This is a genomic window from Streptomyces marispadix, from assembly GCF_022524345.1.
Lineage (GTDB): Bacteria > Actinomycetota > Actinomycetes > Streptomycetales > Streptomycetaceae > Streptomyces > Streptomyces marispadix.
Window position 1 is genome coordinate 85,912 of sequence record NZ_JAKWJU010000002.1, and the last position, 18,060, is coordinate 103,971.

The following is an 18,060-nucleotide window of genomic DNA, read 5'->3' on the forward strand; positions in this document are numbered from 1 at the left end:
GACCATGACCGCCGTCGCCTCCCCCCACACGCCCGTGCCGCCCACCGAGTCCTTCGTGCATGTCGCCCCGGCCGGTGAGCGGCCCGGCTTCGACCTGGCCTACGAGCGGCGCGGCAGCGGCGAACCCGTCGTGCTGCTGCACGGCATAGGGCACCACTGGCAGGCGTGGGAGCCGGTGTTGAGCATCCTCGCCGCCTCGTGCGAGGTGATCGCCGTCGATCTTCCTGGCTTCGGGGCCTCTCCGGAGCTTCCCGAGGGAGTGTCGTACGAACTGGACAGCGTCATACCGCTGTTGGGCGACGCGCTCTCGGCGCTGGGACTTCAGCGCCCCCATGTGGTGGGCAACTCGCTCGGCGGGCTGCTCGCCCTGGAGCTGGCGTCGCAGGGGTACGCGCGTTCGGTGACGGCCCTGTCCCCCGCCGGTTTCTGGACCGGCGCGGAGCGGCGCTACGCATACGCCGTGCTGCTGGGGATGCGCGCGGGCGCGAAGGGCATCCCGGATGCGCTGCTGCACCGGATGGCCCGCAGCGCCGCGGGCCGTGCGGCGCTCACGAGCACCATCTACGCCCGCCCTGGCCGCCGTTCACCCGAGGCGGTGGTGGCGGAGACGCGCTCGATGCGCGGGGCGACCGGGTTCGCGCCGACGCTGAAGGTGGGGCGCAGCCCCGACGTGATCTTCGACCGTGACATCCCCGACGTACCGGTGACGATCGGCTGGGGAAGCAAGGACCGGCTGCTGCTGCGCCGTCAGGGCACGCGGGCGAAGAAGACCATCCCGGGCGCCCGTCTGGTGTCGCTGCCCGGCTGCGGTCACGTACCGATGAACGACGATCCGGCGCTGGTGGCGCGGCTGGTGCTGGAGACGGTGCGCGCGGTCTGAACCCCGGCCCCGTCGTACGGCTCGCACGAGTCGCACGGGTCGTTGCGCCGACCGTTCACACGGACGAGGGGCCCGGCTTCCGCTGCCGGGCCCCTCGACGGGCCTCAGGTGGCTCGACCGCTCAACTCACCGTCCGCTCAGGGCCGGTGGCCCGCCGGAACCTCCTCGTCCGGAGGGACCGCGCCCGGCGGTGTGCCGTCCCCGAAGGGCCGGCCGCCGAGCTGTTCGCGGTGGTGCGGGGTCAGCCAGCCCGTGAGGTCAGGGCCGGCGGGCACGATCTCCGTCGGGTTGATGCCGGTGTGGACGCCGTAGTAGTGCCGCTTGATGTGGTCGAAGTCGACCGTGTCGCCGAAGCCGGGCGTCTGGTAGAGGTCGCGTGCGTACGCCCACAGCACCGGGTCCTCGGTGATCTTGTTGCGGTTGCACTTGAAGTGGCCGTGGTAGACGGCGTCGAAGCGTACGAGCGTGGTGAACAGGCGGATGTCTGCCTCGGTGATGGTCTCGCCCACCAGGTAGCGGCGCCCTGACAGCCGCTCCGACAGCAGGTCCAGGCGGCGGAAGACGTCCGCGTAGGCCTTCTCGTACTCCTCCTGGCCGGTGGCGAAACCGGCGCGGTAGACGCCGTTGTTGAGGTCGCGGTAGACGCCGTCCATGACCTCGTCGATCTCGTCGCGCAGCTCCACGGGGTAGAGGTCCGGGGCGCCGGGCCGGTGCTGTGCCGTCCACTCGGTGGCGAGGTCGAGGGTGAGCTGGAGGTAGTCGTTGGTGACGAGCTGCCCGCTGGGGACGTCGACGACCGCGGGTACGCTCACGCCGCCCGGATACTCCTTCTCCCTCGCGTCGTACGCCTCGTGCAGGAAGCGGATTCCCAGCACCGGGTCACGGTCGCCGGGGTCCAGCGTGAAACGCCAACTGCGGTCGTCCTGAAGGGGATCGGTGACGCCCATCGACAGCGCGTCCTCCAGCCCCAGCAGCCGCCGTGAGATCGCCGCACGGCTCGCCCAGGGGCACGCCCTGCTGATGACGAGCCGGTAGCGGCCCGCCTCCACTGGCCATCCGTCCGCGCCGTCGGCGGTGATGCGGTCCGCGAAGTGGCTCTTGGACCGTTTGAAGCTCTTCCTGCCGTACGCGGCGTTGCTCTGCGCGGTGCTGCCCTGTGCTGCGCTGCCCTCCGTGGTGCCGTTCGCGGGGGTGCTCTGCGCATGGGTGCCCTGCGCGGTGTCGCCGTCGCTGGTCGCGTCGCCGTGGCGGCTCAATGTGCGGTCCTTCCCTGTCGGTCTCCGGTGGACCTGTACCCCTGCCGGGGCAGGATCCACCGCCCGGAGCGGACGACACTACGGAAGCCCTCGTGCGGGGGCTCTCACCGCGCCCCGGAGGACCAGTCGCGCGTCGACAGCACCAGCCGGTATCCGTCGGGGTCGCGCACGGTCACGCCCCACTGCTCCCAGTACGGGTTGCGGGCGGTCACGCGCGTGCCGCCGCATCGCTCCAACCGCTCCACGAGCCCCTCGGGCACCGGACCGTCGAGATAGATCACCAGCAGGTCCTCGTCGGTGGGCGCGGGCGTCACGGGGGCGTGCGGGTCGAGGGCGAACTCCAGGTGCCAGCCCGCGTCCCGCCATCCGGTCATCAGCAGCGCGTACTCGCCGCCGTGGGGGCTGCCGTCGTCGCCGTCCCCGGCGTCGCCGGCGTCGCCGTCTCCGTCCGGCGCCGGGTGACGGGCCTCCGTACGGAACAGCACGTCCATGCCGAGGCCCTCGACCCAGAAGCGTTCGGCCGAGGCCAGGTCATTCGTGGGGCGTGCGATGCGGATGTGACGAGTGCCGTCCATATGGGCTGCGCTCCCGGGCAGTTCGGTGCGTACGGCGGGCGCCGGCCGCACGGGCACGTTACAGACGGCGAACCCGCCGGGCATCGGACGCCGGTACGAGGAGCCCTCGGCCTGTGGGCCCGGGACCACAGGCCGCCGGCCGCAGGCCCTCGCCGCCAGGCCATCGGCGACGGGCCCTCGGTGAGCGCGCCCTGGTGACGGCCCGCCCGTCAGACGATCTCGTCGCTCATCTCCACCAGTTCACGGTCGCCGCTGCCGCTGCTGAACGTGGGCGTCGTGTACGAGCCGCGCCCGGCGACCGCCCACCAGAAGGACGCCAGCGCCAGTACGCCGATCAGCGCGACGGGCGCGTAGTTGAAGGAGTCGGCGGTGACCGGGTTGGTCTGCGGAAGGCAGAACAGCACGGTCACTGCGGCCACCCACACCACGGCGACCCAGCCGACCGGCACGCCCCAGCGGCCCAGGTGCCACTTGCCCCTGCGGAAGCGGTCCTTGTACCGCAGCCGCAGATAGACGGGAATGGCGTAGGCCGGGGTGATGCCGATGACGGAGATCGCGGTGACGGCGCCGTACGCGGCCTTGCTGTAGAGCGCGGGGAGCGTGAGCAGCGCGGCGACGGCGACCGTGAGGATCACCGCCCTCGCAGGTGTGCCCGTGCGTGCGCTGACACGGCGCCACTGAGCGGAGAACGGCAGGGCGCCGTCGCGGGAGAAGGCGAAGACCATGCGGCTGGTGGCGGCGACTTCGGCGTTGCCGCAGAAGAGCTGGGCGACGATCACGATGAGCAGCAGCAGCTTGGCGCCGGTCAGGCCGAGCGCGTCCAGGAAGATCTGCGCGGGAGGCACCCCCGTGGCGCTGTTCTGGGTGCCCGCGTAGTCCTGGATGGCGAAGGTGACGCCCGCAAGCAGCACGAAGCCGGCGACCCAGGACCATCCGACGGCGCGGACGATGCCGCGTGCGGCGCTGACCTCCGCGTCGGTGGTCTCCTCCGAAAGATGGGCGCTGGCGTCGTAGCCGGTGAAGGTGTACTGCGCCAGCAGCAGCCCGATCATCACCACGTACACCGAGGACGACCAGCCGGTGTCGTTGACGAACTCGCCGAACACGAAGGCGGACGTGCGGTGTTCGGAGGGGATGAACCACAGCGCGGAGACGATCACCGCCACCCCGGCGAAGTGCCACCACACGCTGACGGAGTTGAGGACGCTCACGAGCCTCACCCCGAACAGGTTCAGCGCGGCGTGCAGCAGCAGGATGCACAGGAAGATCACCATCACCACGCCGGGCGTGGGCTCCAGTCCCCACTGGAGGTTGAACAGCGCGCCGGTGAACATCGCGGCGCCGTAGTCGATTCCGGCGAGGGTGCCCAGCAGTCCGAGCAGGTTCAGCCACCCCGTGTACCAGCCCCAGCGGCGTCCGCCGAGCTGGTCGGCCATGTAGTACAGGGCGCCGGAGGTGGGGTAGGCGCTGGTGACCTCCGCGAGTCCGGCGCCGACGAACATCACCATCAGGCCGACCACGATCCAGCCCCACATCATCACCGCGGGGCCGCCGGTGACGAGGCCGAAGCCGTAGAGCGTCATGCATCCGGAGAGCACGGAGATGACGGAGAAGCTGATGGCGAAGTTGCCGAACGGGCCCATGCGGCGGATCAGTACGGGGTGATAACCCAGCTCTCGGAGTTTGGCGTCGTCGTCGCCGATCCGGTCGTCGCCGCGACGGCGCCTTGCGGTGGGGCTCAACGGAACCTCCTGGGTGGTGCTCTGGGGACGGGAGCGGGGGGTGGCGGGACGGTGGGGTCTCGTAAGACCGGGCGGCAGGGATACGGACGGCGGAGCGGCGACGGAGCCGTGCCCCTGACGCGGATACGGGGGTGCTGAACGGTGATGACGGGTGGGCTGAACGGTGACGGGTGTGCTGCTGTGACTGGTGCTGGGTGACGGGTGTGCTGCGGGTGCGGCGGGCGCCCGGGTCAGCGGTCCGCCGCGAAGGACTCCTCACGTGCCCGGCAGTACTCCGACCTCGCCGCCTCGGGACGTTCGGGGTCCTCGGCGACCTGGAGCCAGGGCTGCTGGGTGAAGTACGGGCCCAGCGCGGCGAACACACGTGCCGCGTCGGCCGGACGTCCGCCCGCCCACAGCGCGTGAGCCAGGTGGTTGAGATCCAGTACGGACTGGCTCGTGGGGTCCGTGTGGTCGAACCAGCCGTGCAGCGCGGTGCTCGCGTCGACGGCGACCGGGTCGCGGGCCCAGTGCTGCCGCAGCAGAGGGCCGGTTCTGGCCTCCGCGGGCAGGCGCCGGTACTGCTCCACGTAGGCGTAGAGCGGCAACGCCAGCAGCGCGGACCCGGCGGGAGCCCATGAGGAGACCCAGCGGACGAAGTCGACCGCGGAGGCACGGGTCGCGGAGTCTCCGGCGGAACGCGCGTGCAGGAAGTGCAGCATGCGGTGGTGTGCCTCGCGGTTGTATCTGTCCCGCTCGTAGACGCGGTAGAGCAGTCCCCAGGGGCCGAGGGGAAGCATCGGCTCCGCGGCGCGCTCCCGGTGCTCGCCGCGCTCCTGGCGCTCGTCGAGGCGGGCGAGGGCGAGCAGGGACACCCATGGCACGGGATCGGCGGGCGCCTTCTCGGCCGCGGCGTAGCACTCCTGACGGGCCGTCTTCTCCAACTCGTCGGCGCTGGGGTGGTGTTCGCGCCGTGCGCGGACGGCGCGCTCCACCGACACCCGGCCGAGCATCACCTGGGCGTCGGCGCTGTCGGGCGACTCGCGCAGCCATGCCTCCACAACCTGCGAACCGGCCGCCACGACACCGAGCACCTGGGAACGGGCCGTACGCAGCCCCCAGGACGCGCCCGTGCGTTCCAGCAGTGTGCGCATCGCCATCCAGCGGCCCGCCTTCAACTCCTCCAGCGCGCTGCGCAGTTCGTTGTCGAACCCGGCAGGGCTGTAGACGGGGCGTATGCCGCGGGCGTCGTGGCCGCCGCTCGTGCGCCGCATCAGCCGCGCTCCGCCGCCCGGCGCGGGCCCGTACACCCTTGCGGTCCGGGCCGGGAAGGGTACAAGTGGTGCGGCATTACGGGGATTTCCTCGACGGCGGCTTCCTCTACGGTCGTTGGGGGGACCGCGGCGGCCCGCCTGCCGTACCGGGCTGGCCGGAAGGGACGGGTGACCGCGTGTCCCGGGATCATCAGCGAACCTAACTCCTTGGAAGTCACAAGCCGACGGGGGGATTTGTGACGGTCCTGCGCGGAAGGGCCGCGAGCTGAGGAAGTCCGGTGTGCCGGCCCCTTCGGCACCGCCCTCGCCGGCCCACTCCGCAGCGTCCTTCCGCTTCCGCTGCGTCCGCGTCCGCTACGTACGCGCGGACGTAGGGCGCGGCAGGGCGCGGCAGGGCGCGGTCAGCAGCGCCACACGCGGGCGGGCCCGCGCTGACGCTCCAGGTCAGGATGCATGGAGAGAGCTTGAGGGCAGTGGGGACGGCCGTCAAGCCTCCGGGAGGCCGCAGCTCGGGACCCATCCGGTGGGGAACCCTTTCTCCCGTTGCGGCGTCGGTGTTCACTGAGTCCAGTGTTCACCGCTGCGCTCGCCGAGGTGTCGCGTGCACCGCCGGGGAGGCGGTGGTACGCATCGCACAGCCGGCCCTCGGGCCGCTTTCGTCCGTACGCGATCCAGGAGGCACGTCCATGGCGCACGAGGACCCCATCTCCCGCACCACCGGCGGCACGGCACCGGGACGGCGTGCGATGCTGCGCGGCTCGCTGGCGGCGTCGGCCGCGCTGTCGCTTCCGGCACTGGCCGGCGCGGCACCGTCGCAGGCGCTCAGCGGGCGTCCCGAGGCGAAGTGGGGCGTGCAGGCCGGTGATGTGACGGCCTCGTCGGGTCTGATCTGGGTGCGGGCGGACCGGCGTGCGCGGATGCAGGTGGAGACCTCGGCGACGGAGTCGTTCCGCCGTGCGCGTACCTGGCGGGGCCCGGTCGTCGGGCCGGACACCGACTTCACCGGTGTGACGCCGCTGCGGGGGCTGCCCGCCGGAGAGCAGGTCTTCTACCGCGTCACGCTGGCCGACCCCGACGATCCGCGCCGTACGGGGAAGCCGCTGCACGGCTCCTTCCGCACGGCGCCCGGCAGACGGCAGAGCGTGCGCTTCCTGTGGTCGGGAGACCTTGCGGGTCAGGGCTGGGGCATCAACCCCGACCGCGGCGGCTACACGATCTTCGAGGAGATGCGGCGCCTCGACCCGGACTTCTTCCTCAACAGCGGCGACACCATCTACGCGGACTCCCCCATCGCGGAGAAGGTGGCACTGCCGGACGGCGGTGTGTGGCGCAACGTCACCACCGAGGAGAAGGCGAAGGTCGCCGAGACCCTCGCCGAGTTCCGCGGCAACTTCCGCTACAACCTGCTGGATTCGAATCTGCGCCGCTTCCAGGCGCAGGTGCCCTCGGTCGTCCAGTGGGACGACCACGAGGTGCTCAACAACTGGTATCCGGGCGAGATCCTCGACGACGACCGCTACAAGGTGAAGGACGTCGACACCCTCGCCGCCCGGTCGCTGCGGGCGTTCAGCGAATACCATCCGCTCACCACGCTCCCCGCGAAGGACGAGCAGGGACGCGTCTACCGTGTCGTCCACCACGGGCCGCTGCTCGACGTCTTCGTCCTCGACATGCGTACGTACCGCAACGCCAACTCGCCCGGCAGACAGGAGCACGACCCCCAGGGCATCCTGGGCGAGACCCAGTTGAAGTGGCTGAAGAAGGCGCTGTCGCGTTCGCGTGCGGTGTGGAAGGTGATCGCCGCAGACATGCCGCTGGGTCTGGCCGTACCGGACGGGAAGACCGACTTCGAGGGCGTCGCGCAGTCCGACCCCGGGGCGCCGCTCGGCCGGGAGCTGCAACTCGCCGAGCTGCTGCGGCACATCAAGCGCGAGCGCATCACCGGCACGGTGTGGTTCACCACGGACGTCCACTACACCAGCGCCCAGCACTACGACCCGTCACGTGCGGCGTTCAAGGACTTCGAGCCGTTCTGGGAGTTCGTCTCCGGGCCGCTGAACGCGGGCGGCTTCCCCGCATTGAAGCTCGACGGCACGTTCGGCCCGTCGCAGCCCTTCGTGAAGGCGCCGGAGAAGGCCAACACCCCGCCCAGCGAAGGCGGTCAGTACTTCGGACAGGTGGACATCGACGGCGGCAGCGGCGAGTTGACCGTACGGCTGCGGGAGCAGGGCGGCGAGGTGCTCTACACGAAGGTGCTACAGCCGGGCCGGACCGGCCAGTGAGCGGCGGGGCGGTGCCGTGACCCGCGCGGGGCAGCGGCTGAACTATCCGGGCATCGGAGCCACCGAGCAGGAGCCCGGGGAGTGGCCCGCCGGTTACCGCACCCTGCGGGTCAGCGACCAAGTGGGCCGCGGCGACGAGGACTTCGCCGCCGCGGCGGACGCGGTGATGACTTGGCGGATGCACCGCACGGCCGGTGTCCGCTTCGACACGGACGCCAAGCGTGCCGTCCCGGGTGCGCAGGTCGTCGTCGGACTGGGCGTGGGCTCGCTGCGCACGCACGCGCCGTGCCGGGTCGTGTGGACCGTCGAGCGGCCGCACCGCACGGGATGGGCCTACGGGACGCTGCCCGGCCATCCGCTGCGCGGCGAGGAGGCGTTCGTGGTCGTGCGGGACGACGACGGCACGGTACGGCTGGAGGTGCTGGCCTTCAGCACGCCCGCGACCTGGGTCACGGCCGCCGCGGGTCCCCTGCTGCGCTTCTTCCAGCGGTGGTACGCGCGCCGGACGGCACGCGTGCTGCGGCGCATCGTGGACGAGGAGCGCCAGGCGCTACGGACCGCCGGGCAAGGCGCGGAGCCGGACACGGACCCGGACATGGAACCGGACGGGGAGCCGGACGTCGAACAGTCCGGAGCCCCGGACGCGGAACCGTCCGCGGGCAGGGGCGATCACGGCAAGCGTGACGCCGGGTAGGAAAACGGCACCCGAGGGACAGAACATCCTTAACTCATCGGTCACAAGGCGTTCTTGATCAGGCAATGCCCGTGCGTGAGGGTGGTCGCATGACTGACATGTCACAGAACGAGCAGCCGTCCCGGCATGGCCTTGGAAGCCTCCTCGCAGGAGGTCTCGGGCACTGCCGGGCGCTGCTGCGCCGGTACCGCCAGCAGTCGCCGCACACCGCGGGGGACGGCGCTGCGGCCGGTGTGAAGTCCCAGACGACCGGGGCGACTTCGCTGTGGCGGATGCGTACGACCGTGCCGGACGAACCGGGGACGCTCGCAGCACTGTGCAGCGCGTTCGCACGGGAACGCATCGACATCGTCTCGCTCCAGACCTTCCCCCTGGGCCTGCGGCCCGGGCAGACCCCGGCGCCCGTGGAGGGGGCCGACGACGGCGCGGCGCCGGGAAACCGCGCACACACCACCACCGACACAGTCACCAGGACAGGCACGGAGAGCGGCACGGACACGGGCACAGGCAGCTCAGGTCCGGAAGTCATCACCGCCGAGGCCGCGCTCACCGGCGAGCAGGTCATGGACGAGTTCGTGCTCCGCGCGCCCGAGGACCTGGAGGCCGACGCACTGGTACGGATCGTCCACGACGCGGGAGCGGGCGGCACCTGGGTCGAGCGGGCCGACGCCCACGACCTCGTCGACACCCCGACCCGCGTGCTGCGCCTGGCGGCACGCACCGCCCTCGACACCGCCGAACTGCCTCTCGCGCTACGGCAGTTGCTCGGCAGGTGCACGGTGCGCTCGATCCCGCCGGTCTCGCCCTACTCCGGGCTGCCCTCACCGCTCGACGTACCGCCGGAGGGCACGTGCGACGAGACCGTGCTGCACCTGCCCGATCCTGCCGGGGGCGTCATCGTCGTGGAGCGGCCCCGGCTGCCGTTCACCCCGGCCGAGTTCGCCCGCGCCAGCGCGCTGGTGGAGCTGGACCGGGTGCTGGGCGCCGGTGCCCGGGTGCCGCGCTCGCCGGACACGCTGACGCTGCCCGACGGGTTGCCGGTGACGGTGCGCCGCGCGGACACCCGCGATCTGCGGGCGGCGCTGGAGATGCACCGGCGTTGCTCGGAGCGGACCCTCAGGCAGCGCTACCACGGCCCGGTCGGCGAGGCCGACCGCTATCTGCGGCATCTGCTCTCGCCGCGTTTCGGCAGGACGCTCGCCGCCCGCACGGCGTCGGGGAAGCTCGTCGCGCTCGGCCATCTGCTGTGGGACGGCGACGAGACCGAGGTGGCGCTGATCGTCGAGGACGACTGGCAGCACCGGGGCATCGGCACCGAACTGCTGCGCCGACTGGCCGGGTTGGCGCGCGAGGCGGGCTCCAGGGAGGTCTACGCGGTCACGCAGGCGTCCAACACGGCCATGGTGGCGGCGATGCGCAAGCTGGGTACGCCCCTCGACCACCAGGTCGAGGACCGCACGCTCGTCATCACCGCCCGGCTCACCGGCGGCGGGCAGCCCTCGGCGGCGGACGGCGCCCGCACTTCCGCCACCGCCTCCGGCGTCCCCTCCCGCAGCCGCCGGCCCGGGTGACCAGTGGGGCCTCCGCGGACCCCCGGCAGCGCTGATGCTGATGACGCCGGGGGTCCGCGCGTATCAGGATGGGAGCATGTCCGATCCAATGAACCCCACCCCCCTGCCACGACAGGTCGCCGACGCTTATGTCGACGCCCTCGTCGAACTCGATCCGATCACCGGCACGTACCTCGGAGTGCCGGAGAGCCACAGCCGCCTTCCCGACTTCTCCCCCGCAGGTCAGGAGGCCCTCGCCGAACTGAGCCGTACGACGCTGCGGCGGCTGGCGGAGGCGGAGGAGCTGCCCGGTGCCGACAGCGACGCGGAAAGGCGCTGCGCGCGCCTGCTGCGCGAGCGGCTGACCGCCGAACTCGCCGTGCACGACGCCCAGGAGGGGCTGCGGGCCGTCAGCAACCTCCACTCACCGGTGCACTCGGTGCGCGGGATCTTCACCGTCATGCCGTCCGAGACGCTTCAGGACTGGACGGCCGTGGCGCAGCGGCTGCGTGCCGTGCCCGACGCCCTGGAGGGCTACCGGGAGTCCCTGGAGGCCGGTCTGGAGAAGGGCCTGCCCGCGGGCCCGCGCCAGGTCTCCACCGTGATCGGACAGCTCGACGAGTGGGTCGGCGACGGTGACGACGGCGACGGCAAGGGCTGGTTCGCCGCTTTCGCCGCCGAAGGGCCCGAGGCGCTGACCGACGTCCTCGCCTCCGCGGCGGACGAGGCGACGGCGGCGGTCAGGCGGCTGCGCGACTGGCTGCGCGAGGTCTACGAGCCCGGCGTCGCCGGTGCTCCGGAGACCGTCGGCCGTGAACGCTACGCACGCTGGGCCCGCTACTGGAACGGCGCGGACCTCGACCTCGACGAGGCGTATGCGTACGGCTGGTCCGAGTTCCACCGCCTGCTGGGCGAGATGCGCACCGAGGCGGAGAAGATCCTCCCCGGCGCGGCCACACCGTGGGAGGCGCTGCGCCACCTCGACACCGAGGGCGAGGCCGTCGAGGGCGTCGACGAGGTACGTGAATGGCTTCAGGGCCTCATGGACGAGGCCATCCAGAAGCTGGACGGCACGCACTTCGAACTGGCCGAGCGGGTACGGCGCGTGGAGTCCCGCATCGCACCTCCCGGCAGCGCCGCCGCCCCGTACTACACGCAGCCGTCGCTGGACTTCTCCCGGCCGGGCCGCACTTGGCTGCCCACGATGGGAGAGACCCGCTTCCCCGTCTACGACCTGGTCTCCACCTGGTACCACGAGGGCGTGCCGGGCCACCATCTTCAGCTCGCCCAATGGGCGCACGTCGCCGACGAGTTGTCCCGCTACCAGACGACCGTGGGCATGGTCAGCGCCAACGCCGAGGGCTGGGCGCTGTACGCGGAACGCCTCATGGACGAGCTGGGGTTCCTCGCCAACGCCGAGCAGAGGCTGGGCTATCTCGACGCGCAGATGATGCGGGCGACGCGGGTCATCGTCGACATCGGCATGCATCTGCGGCTGCGCATCCCGGACGACTCCCCGTTCCACCCGGGCGAGGAGTGGACGCCGCAGCTCGCGCAGGAGTTCTTCGGGATGCACAGCGGCCGTCCCGCGGACTTCGTCGAGAGCGAGCTGGTGCGCTACCTGGGCATGCCGGGGCAGGCCATCGGCTACAAGCTGGGCGAGCGTGCCTGGCTGACGGGCCGTGAGGCGGCACGCAAGGCGCACGGAGACGACTTCGACCCGAAGAAGTGGCACATGGCGGCGCTTTCGCAGGGTTCGCTGGGGCTGGACGACCTGGTGGCGGAGCTGTCGGTGCTCTGACCCGCTCCCGCGAGCGAGTGCGCCCTGCGACGGCGCGCGAACGAGCAAGGAGTCGGGGCGAGTACAGCGCGCGGTGTGTGAACGAGCGGCCTGTGAGCCTGTGATGGGGTTCGGCCCGGAGCGGTCGCCGGGCGGGCGTCACACCTTCACACACCGCGCGTCGCCGGTCCGGGGCCGCCGGTGTTATTGCGCGGTCTCAACCCCCGTGCGGCTACAGCGACTTGGCGACAAATCGTCGAGTCGACTGATGTCTTCATTGACGCGCCTCGGCAGCTCGCCGATTCCATGACTCATCCGGTGCGGCAGGCGCTTTGTCGACATCGAGGGGGCTACGGCCTGGTTCGACGACCGAAGCCGTTCTCGGAGTTGACGACCTCCCCGGTGATCCATGCGGCCTCGTCGGTGGTGAGCCAGGAGACGAGCCGTGCGGGATCGTCGGGCACCGCCCAGCGGCCGCCGGGGAAGAGCGCTGCGACAGCGGCGTGGTCCTCGCCTCGCAGATAACCGGTGTCCACCGGGCCCGGATTGACCGCGTTCACCGTGATACGGGGAGCCAGCGCGGTGGCGAGCGTACGCACCGACGAGGCGAGCGCGCCCTTGGCGAGCGCATAGCAGATCTCATCGGGCATGCCGCCGCGTACGTCCTGGCCTGAGGTCATCACGACGACCCGGCCGGTGGGGGCGTTCTCGGGCCTGGGGAGGCGCGCGAAGGCCTGGATCAGCAGGATCACCGAGCGTGCGTCGACGGCCCAGTGCGCGTCGAGCATGTCCGCGTCCACCGAGTCGAGCGGCCCGTCGGTGCCGCTGAGCGCGTGATTGGCCACCAGGATGTCGAGCCGGTCCCCGCCCAGGGCCTCGGCCGCCTCCGCGATCAGCCGGGCCGGGGCGCCGGGCAGGGTCAGATCGCCCGGGCCGTGCACGATCTTCGCCTGCGGTGCGGCGTGCTCCCGTAGACCGGCGGCCAGGGCCTCGGGGCCGTCGGGGTCGCTCCCCCAGGGCTGCGCCGCGTCGTGCGCGCGGTGGTGGTGGAGATAGACGTCGGCGCCGTAGGCGACCAGGCGCCGGGCGGTGGCGTATCCGATTCCGGCTCGACGGCTCGCTCCGGTGACGAGCGCGGTACGGCCGCGCAGCGGCAGCGGGTCCCGGTGTGGCGATGGCAGGGCAGACATGGCCGACAGCCTGGTATGCGGCGGGCCGCCACGTCAGGTCGTTTTTCACGCCTGCGGTGCCGCGCTGCCCCAGGCCACCGGCGTCAGCCGTCTGCCGGTGCCGAACGGTGGCGAAGTGCCGAGCCGTGCCGCGACTTGACGACCTCCAACTGGACGGGGATGCGCTGCCGCAGGTCCGGGACGTGACTGACGATGCCCACGCAGCGGTCCCTCTCCCGCAGGGAGTCCAGGACGTCGAGGATCTCGTCGAGTGTCTGCTCGTCGAGGCTGCCGAAGCCTTCGTCGATGAAGAGCGTCTCCAGTCTGGTGCCTCCGGCCTCGTCGGTGACGACGTCGGCGAGCCCCAGGGCCAGCGCGAGGGACGCGGAGAACGTCTCTCCCCCGGAGAGCGTCGCCGTGTCGCGCTCGGCTCCCGTCCAGGCGTCGATGACGTGCAGTCCCAGCCCGGATCGTGCCCGTCCGCCGCTGCGGGCGTCGGAGTGTACGAGGGTGTAGCGACCGGCGGACATCCGCGCCAGGCGTGCGCTCGCGGCGGCGGCGACCTGTTCGAGGCGTGCGGCCAGCACGTAGGACTCCAGCCGCATCCGGCGTTCGTTCTCCACGGAGGTGCCCGCGGCCAGCCCGGCGAGACGCGCGACCTGCTCATGTGCCTCGCGCAGCGGGGCGAGTTCACGGGCTCCGGCGACGGCCTGCCTGCTGAGCCCGTCCAGTTCGGCGCAGCGCGTACGGGCGGCGTCCTCCGCGGCGGAGGCGTCCCGCAGGCGGCGGGTGGCCTCGTCCGTGGCGCGCTGTGCGGCGTCGGGGTCGGCTGCGGGCCGTGCGGCGGCCGCGAGGAGGTCCGGGTCCTGCAACTGCGCGGTCACGCGTGCCTCGGCTGTGTGCCACTCCTCCAACCGGGCCTCCAGCGCCCGCTGTTCGCCGTCGGCGAGGAGCGCCGCCGATGCGGCGTCCGGGCTGTCGAATCCCGCACGGGCGGCTGCCTCGGCGAGCTGTGCCCTCGCCTGCTCGAGCCGCCGGGCCTCCTCGTCGGCCCGGCGTGCCGCTTCGGCGGCGCCGTCGAGCAGGGCCACCCGGCCTTGCAGCAGCGCCACTCGCTCGGCGACTCCGGACGCGTCGCCTACCGCCTGCTCCAACTCGGCGGTGAGCGCGGCCCGTTCACGCTGGAGCGCTTCGCGGTGCGAGGTGCGGGCCGCGCTGCGGCGCTCGGCCGCCTGGTGCTGGGCGAGCCGTTCGGCGTGCTCCCGCTCGGCCCGTGCGAGGGATTCGCGTGCGGCGTGGGCGCCGGACGCCTCCTCGTGGGCGCGCTCGTATGCCTCCTGCCATTCGGCGACGGCGTCGGCGAGCTTCCCGGTCTCCTCGTCGTGCGACTCGGCGCGGGCGGCGGCCAGTTGTTCGCTCAGTGCGCGGGCGGCGGTGTCCGCCTCCTGCCGGGCGGCCTCGGCCTCGCGGTATGCCGTGAGCGCGGCGTCCTCGGCGGCCTGGCCGACGGCGCCTTCCCCGGGGGTGGCGGGAGCGGGGTGCTCGGTGGCACCGCAGACCGTGCAGGGCTCGCCGTCGCGCAGTCCGGCGGCGAGTTCGGCGGCGATGCCCCGCAGCCGCCGGTCCTTCATCCGCAGCCACTCCTCGTGGGCGGACGCGGCGGACTCGCGCGCCTTGAGCAGCCGCTGCGCGGCGTCCTCGGACCGCTGGGTGAGTTCGTCACGCCTCCGTGCCGCGGTGAGGCGCTGCCTCGCGGGCTCCAACCGCCCGGCTAGCTGTTCGGCTCGGGTGGCCGCCTCCTGTGCGGCGTCGATGCGCTGCTGGTGTGCGTGGCGCTCTGCGTCCCAGCCCGCCAGCCACTCCGCGGTCTCCCGCAGGGCCTCCTCGTCCGTACGCGATTCCCGCTCCAGCGCGGCGAGTTCGGCGTCGACGGCCGAGCAGCGCTGCTCCGCGCGGCGGGCGGCCTCCAGGGAGCCCAGCTCCTCGCGGTACTCCCCGGCGAGACGCGTCAGTTCGGGCGCGGGTGCCTCGCTCAGCTCCGGGGGAAGCTGAGCGCGCCGATGTGCCCGTGCTGCGCGGGCCTCGTCGTGTCCGGAGGCGGCCGACTCGTGCAGCGCCAGTGCCGGGGCCACCGTCGCCGCGGCTCGGGCGCGTGCCAGGCGCTCACGGGTCTGCTCGCGTTCACCGGCGAGGGCTTCGAGATCGTGGGCGCGCTGCCGTGCCTCCTCGTACTGGTGCTGTCTGCGGGCGAGTTCGCGGGTCTCGGCCAGCCGCGACATCGCCGCGGCGTGTGCGCTCTCGGCGGTGGCGGAGGAGATCACGGCGATGTCAAGGCGTTCGCGGGCGCCGGCGCGGGCGAGCGCGGCCCACTCCAGCACGGCCGCCGTCAGGCCCGGGTCGCCGGGCGTGAGGCCGATGTCACCGTCGCCGGGCACCGTGCCGTCAACGCTGCCGCTTCCCTTGCCGGTGGCCTTGCCGTTGCCGCTTGCTCTGCCGTTGCCGCGGCTCTTCGGTTTGCGTTCCGTACGACTCTGCAGTCGTGCCCCGGCGCGGGCGCGCTGTACCGGCACATCCGACGGTCCGGCCTGGCCCGGGGTCTCGGTCTCCCCTGCGTCCGCGTCCGGGTTCGCGCTCACGCTCGCCTTCGCTGCGAGCAGGGCGCCCGGGGCGGGCAGCCCGTCGAGGCCGCCGCCGGTGCCGAGGGCCTGCCGCATCCGGTGAAGGAGACCCAGCAACGCCTCGTCACCCGCGCGTACTTCGTCCTGGGCGCTGCGGCGCATCCGCGCGAGCTGCTCTTCTGCGGCGGCGAACCTCCCGGTGTCGAAGAGCCGCCCGAGCAGCTTCGCCCGGTCCTCGGCGCTCGCACGCAGAAACCGCGCGAAGTCCCCCTGGGGAAGCAGCACCACCTGGCAGAACTGGTCGCGGCTCATGCCGGTGAGCTGCGCGACCTCCTCGCCGATCTCCTGGTGGGAGCGGCTGAGGCCGCGCCACTCCCCGGTGATGCCGTCGTACTCCCGCAGCCAGGACTGTGCACGCTCCCGGGTGCTGCCGCTGCCGCGCCGCTTGGGGCGGCTCTGCTCGGGGCGCCGGGTGATCTCAAGGCGGCGGCCCGCCACGGTGAGGTCGAGCACGACCTCGGTCAGCGTGCCCGGCGCCGCATGGTCGCTGCGCAGGGTGCCGCCCGGCTGCTGCCGTGCCCCGGGCACCGTGCCGTACAGCGCGAAGCAGACGGCGTCGAGGACGGAGGTCTTGCCCGCGCCCGTCGGCCCGTGCAGCAGGAAGAGACCGGCGGCCGACAGTGCGTCGAAGTCGACGTGCTGGGTGCCGGCGAAGGGCCCGAACGCGGTGACCTTCAGCCGGTGCAGCCTCATGCGCGGGCCTCCGCCCGCACGCCGGGCCCTGCCTCGTCCTGCCCTGCCCGGGGCGCGGCCTGCTCCTGCGGCGCCTCGGCCGCGTGCTCCTCGGCGCGTGCCGCCGCGAGGGCCTCGCCGAGCATGCGGCGCTCCCGGCTGTCGGCCTCCCGGCCCGTACGTACGTGTCCCACGAAGTCCTCGGCGATCTCCTGGTCGCTGCGGCCCCTCAGCCGCCGGGCGTACGAGGCGGGCGCCGGTGCCTCCGCGACGGGTTCGGGGTCGAAGACGAGGCTGACGATGTGCGGGAAGCGCCTGGACAGCCGCGCCATCGGGGCGTGCGGACGGGCCGCGTCGGTGAGGGTGGCCTCCACCCACGCCTCCTCGTGCTCGGTGTGGGCGGGATCGTCGAGCAGTTCCTCCAGGCTTCCGCGCAGACGGGCCAGCGGCCGTGGCACGGGGCAGTCGATGCGGCGCGCCTCGACGCCGCCTGCCTCGTCGAGGTCGACGAGCCACATGGACTTGCGGTGTGCGGCCTCGGAGAAGGAGTAGGCGAGCGGCGAACCCGAGTACCGCACGCGCTCGTTGACGGTCTGACAGCCGTGGAGGTGGCCCAGCGCGGCGTAGTCGACCCCGTCGAAGACGGAGGCGGGCACGGACGCCACTCCCCCGACGGTGATGTCCCGTTCGCTGTCGGAGGACTCGCCGCCGTGGACGAAGGCGTGGGCCAGTACGACGGAACGGGTGCCCGGCGGCCGTGCGTCGAGGTCGGCCCGTACCCGGCTCATCGCGGCGCTCAGCACGTCCGTATGGCTGCTGGACCCGGCGCCCAACTCGGCCGAGACGAGCGCCGGTTCCAGATACGGCAGCCCGTAGCAGGCCACGTCGCCGTGCTCGTCGGAGAAGAGCACGGGTGTGCCGCAGCCCGCCGGGTCCGTGCGCAGATGGACGCCCGCGTGCCGCATCAGACCGGAGCCGACGCCGAGGCGGCGTGCCGAGTCGTGGTTCCCGGCGATCATCACGGTGGGCACGCCCAACTCGGCCAGCCCGTGCAGTGCTTCGTCGAACAGGGACACCGCCGCCAGGGGCGGGACGGCCCTGTCGTAGACGTCACCGGCGACGAGCACGGCATCGGCCCGCTCCTCCTCCACGGTCGCCAGGAGGTGGCGGAGGAACTCCCGCTGCGCGTCGAGCAGACTGACGCGGTGGAAGTTCCGCCCCAGATGCCAGTCCGATGTGTGCAGCAGTCTCACAGCACGGCTCCCGCCAGCACGCGCACTCTCCCAGGTCGTAGGGTCGCCGGAACACAGGTCGTCAGGTCGCCCCGACTCCCCCTGGTCTACCAGCAGGCACTGACAACGCGGCAGTCACCCGTGGCGGCGGGGCGTGGCAGGCTCCGCGAGGCCGGTGCGAAGGCATGCGTGAACGGCCGTGGTCCGTACGGCACATGAGGCGAGGTCAGCACCATACGAGATGCTGAGCGCACGGTCCCGCGGAGCCTGGTGCGGGGTGAGCGCGGAGAAGAACCG

Annotated in this window: 12 protein-coding genes; 5 read left to right on the forward strand and 7 right to left on the reverse strand. The window is 72.4% G+C overall.

Annotated features, from left to right (window positions below):
* The first annotated feature begins 4 nt into the window (after positions 1 to 4).
* Positions 5 to 880 (forward strand): alpha/beta fold hydrolase, encoded by an 876-nt coding sequence (locus MMA15_RS00470; protein WP_241056955.1) that lies wholly within the window; start codon positions 5 to 7, stop codon positions 878 to 880.
* A 137-nt stretch (positions 881 to 1,017) separates the two neighbouring features.
* Here MMA15_RS00470 and MMA15_RS00475 read toward each other — a convergent pair whose 3' ends face one another.
* From MMA15_RS00475 to MMA15_RS00490, 4 genes are all read right to left on the reverse strand, one after another.
* Positions 1,018 to 2,136, reverse strand: a complete 1,119-nt coding sequence (locus tag MMA15_RS00475; protein ID WP_241056956.1) for a glutathione S-transferase family protein — start codon at positions 2,134 to 2,136, stop codon at positions 1,018 to 1,020.
* Positions 2,137 to 2,240: 104 nt separating this feature from the next.
* A complete protein-coding gene (locus tag MMA15_RS00480; RefSeq protein WP_241062891.1) occupies positions 2,241 to 2,711 on the reverse strand; it encodes a VOC family protein in 471 nt (156 codons plus the stop codon).
* 209 nt (positions 2,712 to 2,920) lie between these two features.
* Positions 2,921 to 4,453, reverse strand: coding sequence for an amino acid permease (locus MMA15_RS00485; RefSeq protein ID WP_241056957.1), 1,533 nt, complete (start codon positions 4,451 to 4,453; stop codon positions 2,921 to 2,923).
* Positions 4,454 to 4,683: 230 nt separating this feature from the next.
* Positions 4,684 to 5,706, reverse strand: coding sequence for a hypothetical protein (locus tag MMA15_RS00490; RefSeq protein WP_241056958.1), 1,023 nt, complete (start codon positions 5,704 to 5,706; stop codon positions 4,684 to 4,686).
* A 686-nt stretch (positions 5,707 to 6,392) separates the two neighbouring features.
* Between MMA15_RS00490 and MMA15_RS00495 the strand changes: the two genes are divergently transcribed.
* From MMA15_RS00495 to MMA15_RS00510, 4 genes are all read left to right on the forward strand, one after another.
* Entirely contained in the window at positions 6,393 to 7,988 is a 1,596-nt protein-coding gene (locus tag MMA15_RS00495) for an alkaline phosphatase D family protein (RefSeq protein WP_241056959.1), read from the forward strand.
* Positions 7,989 to 8,004: 16 nt separating this feature from the next.
* Positions 8,005 to 8,682 carry a DUF1990 domain-containing protein gene (locus MMA15_RS00500; RefSeq protein ID WP_241056960.1) on the forward strand — a complete coding sequence of 226 codons (678 nt, stop codon included), beginning with the start codon at positions 8,005 to 8,007 and terminating at the stop codon, positions 8,680 to 8,682.
* 89 nt (positions 8,683 to 8,771) lie between these two features.
* Positions 8,772 to 10,253 (forward strand): GNAT family N-acetyltransferase, encoded by a 1,482-nt coding sequence (locus MMA15_RS00505; protein ID WP_372498154.1) that lies wholly within the window; start codon positions 8,772 to 8,774, stop codon positions 10,251 to 10,253.
* A 76-nt stretch (positions 10,254 to 10,329) separates the two neighbouring features.
* The gene (locus MMA15_RS00510) at positions 10,330 to 12,033 is read left to right on the forward strand and encodes a DUF885 domain-containing protein (protein WP_241056961.1); all 1,704 of its coding nucleotides are present in this window, start codon (positions 10,330 to 10,332) and stop codon (positions 12,031 to 12,033) included.
* 329 nt (positions 12,034 to 12,362) lie between these two features.
* Here MMA15_RS00510 and MMA15_RS00515 read toward each other — a convergent pair whose 3' ends face one another.
* The 3 genes from MMA15_RS00515 to MMA15_RS00525 all read right to left on the reverse strand — a co-directional run bounded on the left by MMA15_RS00515 (position 12,363) and on the right by MMA15_RS00525 (position 17,784).
* Complete coding sequence (locus MMA15_RS00515) at positions 12,363 to 13,202, reverse strand: SDR family oxidoreductase (protein WP_241056962.1); 840 nt, start codon at positions 13,200 to 13,202, stop codon at positions 12,363 to 12,365.
* 83 nt (positions 13,203 to 13,285) lie between these two features.
* Positions 13,286 to 16,552, reverse strand: coding sequence for an AAA family ATPase (locus MMA15_RS00520; protein ID WP_241056963.1), 3,267 nt, complete (start codon positions 16,550 to 16,552; stop codon positions 13,286 to 13,288).
* Entirely contained in the window at positions 16,549 to 17,784 is a 1,236-nt protein-coding gene (locus MMA15_RS00525) for an exonuclease SbcCD subunit D (RefSeq protein ID WP_241056964.1), read from the reverse strand. The genes MMA15_RS00520 and MMA15_RS00525 overlap by 4 nt, the downstream gene beginning before the upstream one ends.
* Positions 17,785 to 18,060 lie beyond the last annotated feature (276 nt).

Coding starts and splice junctions, on each gene's coding strand:
- MMA15_RS00495 (WP_241056959.1), top strand. CDS start 6,393: ATGGCGCACGAGGACCCCATCTCCCGCACCACCGGCGGCACGGCACCG.
- MMA15_RS00520 (WP_241056963.1), bottom strand. CDS start 16,552: ATGAGGCTGCACCGGCTGAAGGTCACCGCGTTCGGGCCCTTCGCCGGC.
- MMA15_RS00470 (WP_241056955.1), top strand. CDS start 5: ATGACCGCCGTCGCCTCCCCCCACACGCCCGTGCCGCCCACCGAGTCC.
- MMA15_RS00510 (WP_241056961.1), top strand. CDS start 10,330: ATGTCCGATCCAATGAACCCCACCCCCCTGCCACGACAGGTCGCCGAC.
- MMA15_RS00490 (WP_241056958.1), bottom strand. CDS start 5,706: ATGCGGCGCACGAGCGGCGGCCACGACGCCCGCGGCATACGCCCCGTC.
- MMA15_RS00480 (WP_241062891.1), bottom strand. CDS start 2,711: ATGGACGGCACTCGTCACATCCGCATCGCACGCCCCACGAATGACCTG.
- MMA15_RS00515 (WP_241056962.1), bottom strand. CDS start 13,202: ATGTCTGCCCTGCCATCGCCACACCGGGACCCGCTGCCGCTGCGCGGC.
- MMA15_RS00505 (WP_372498154.1), top strand. CDS start 8,772: ATGACTGACATGTCACAGAACGAGCAGCCGTCCCGGCATGGCCTTGGA.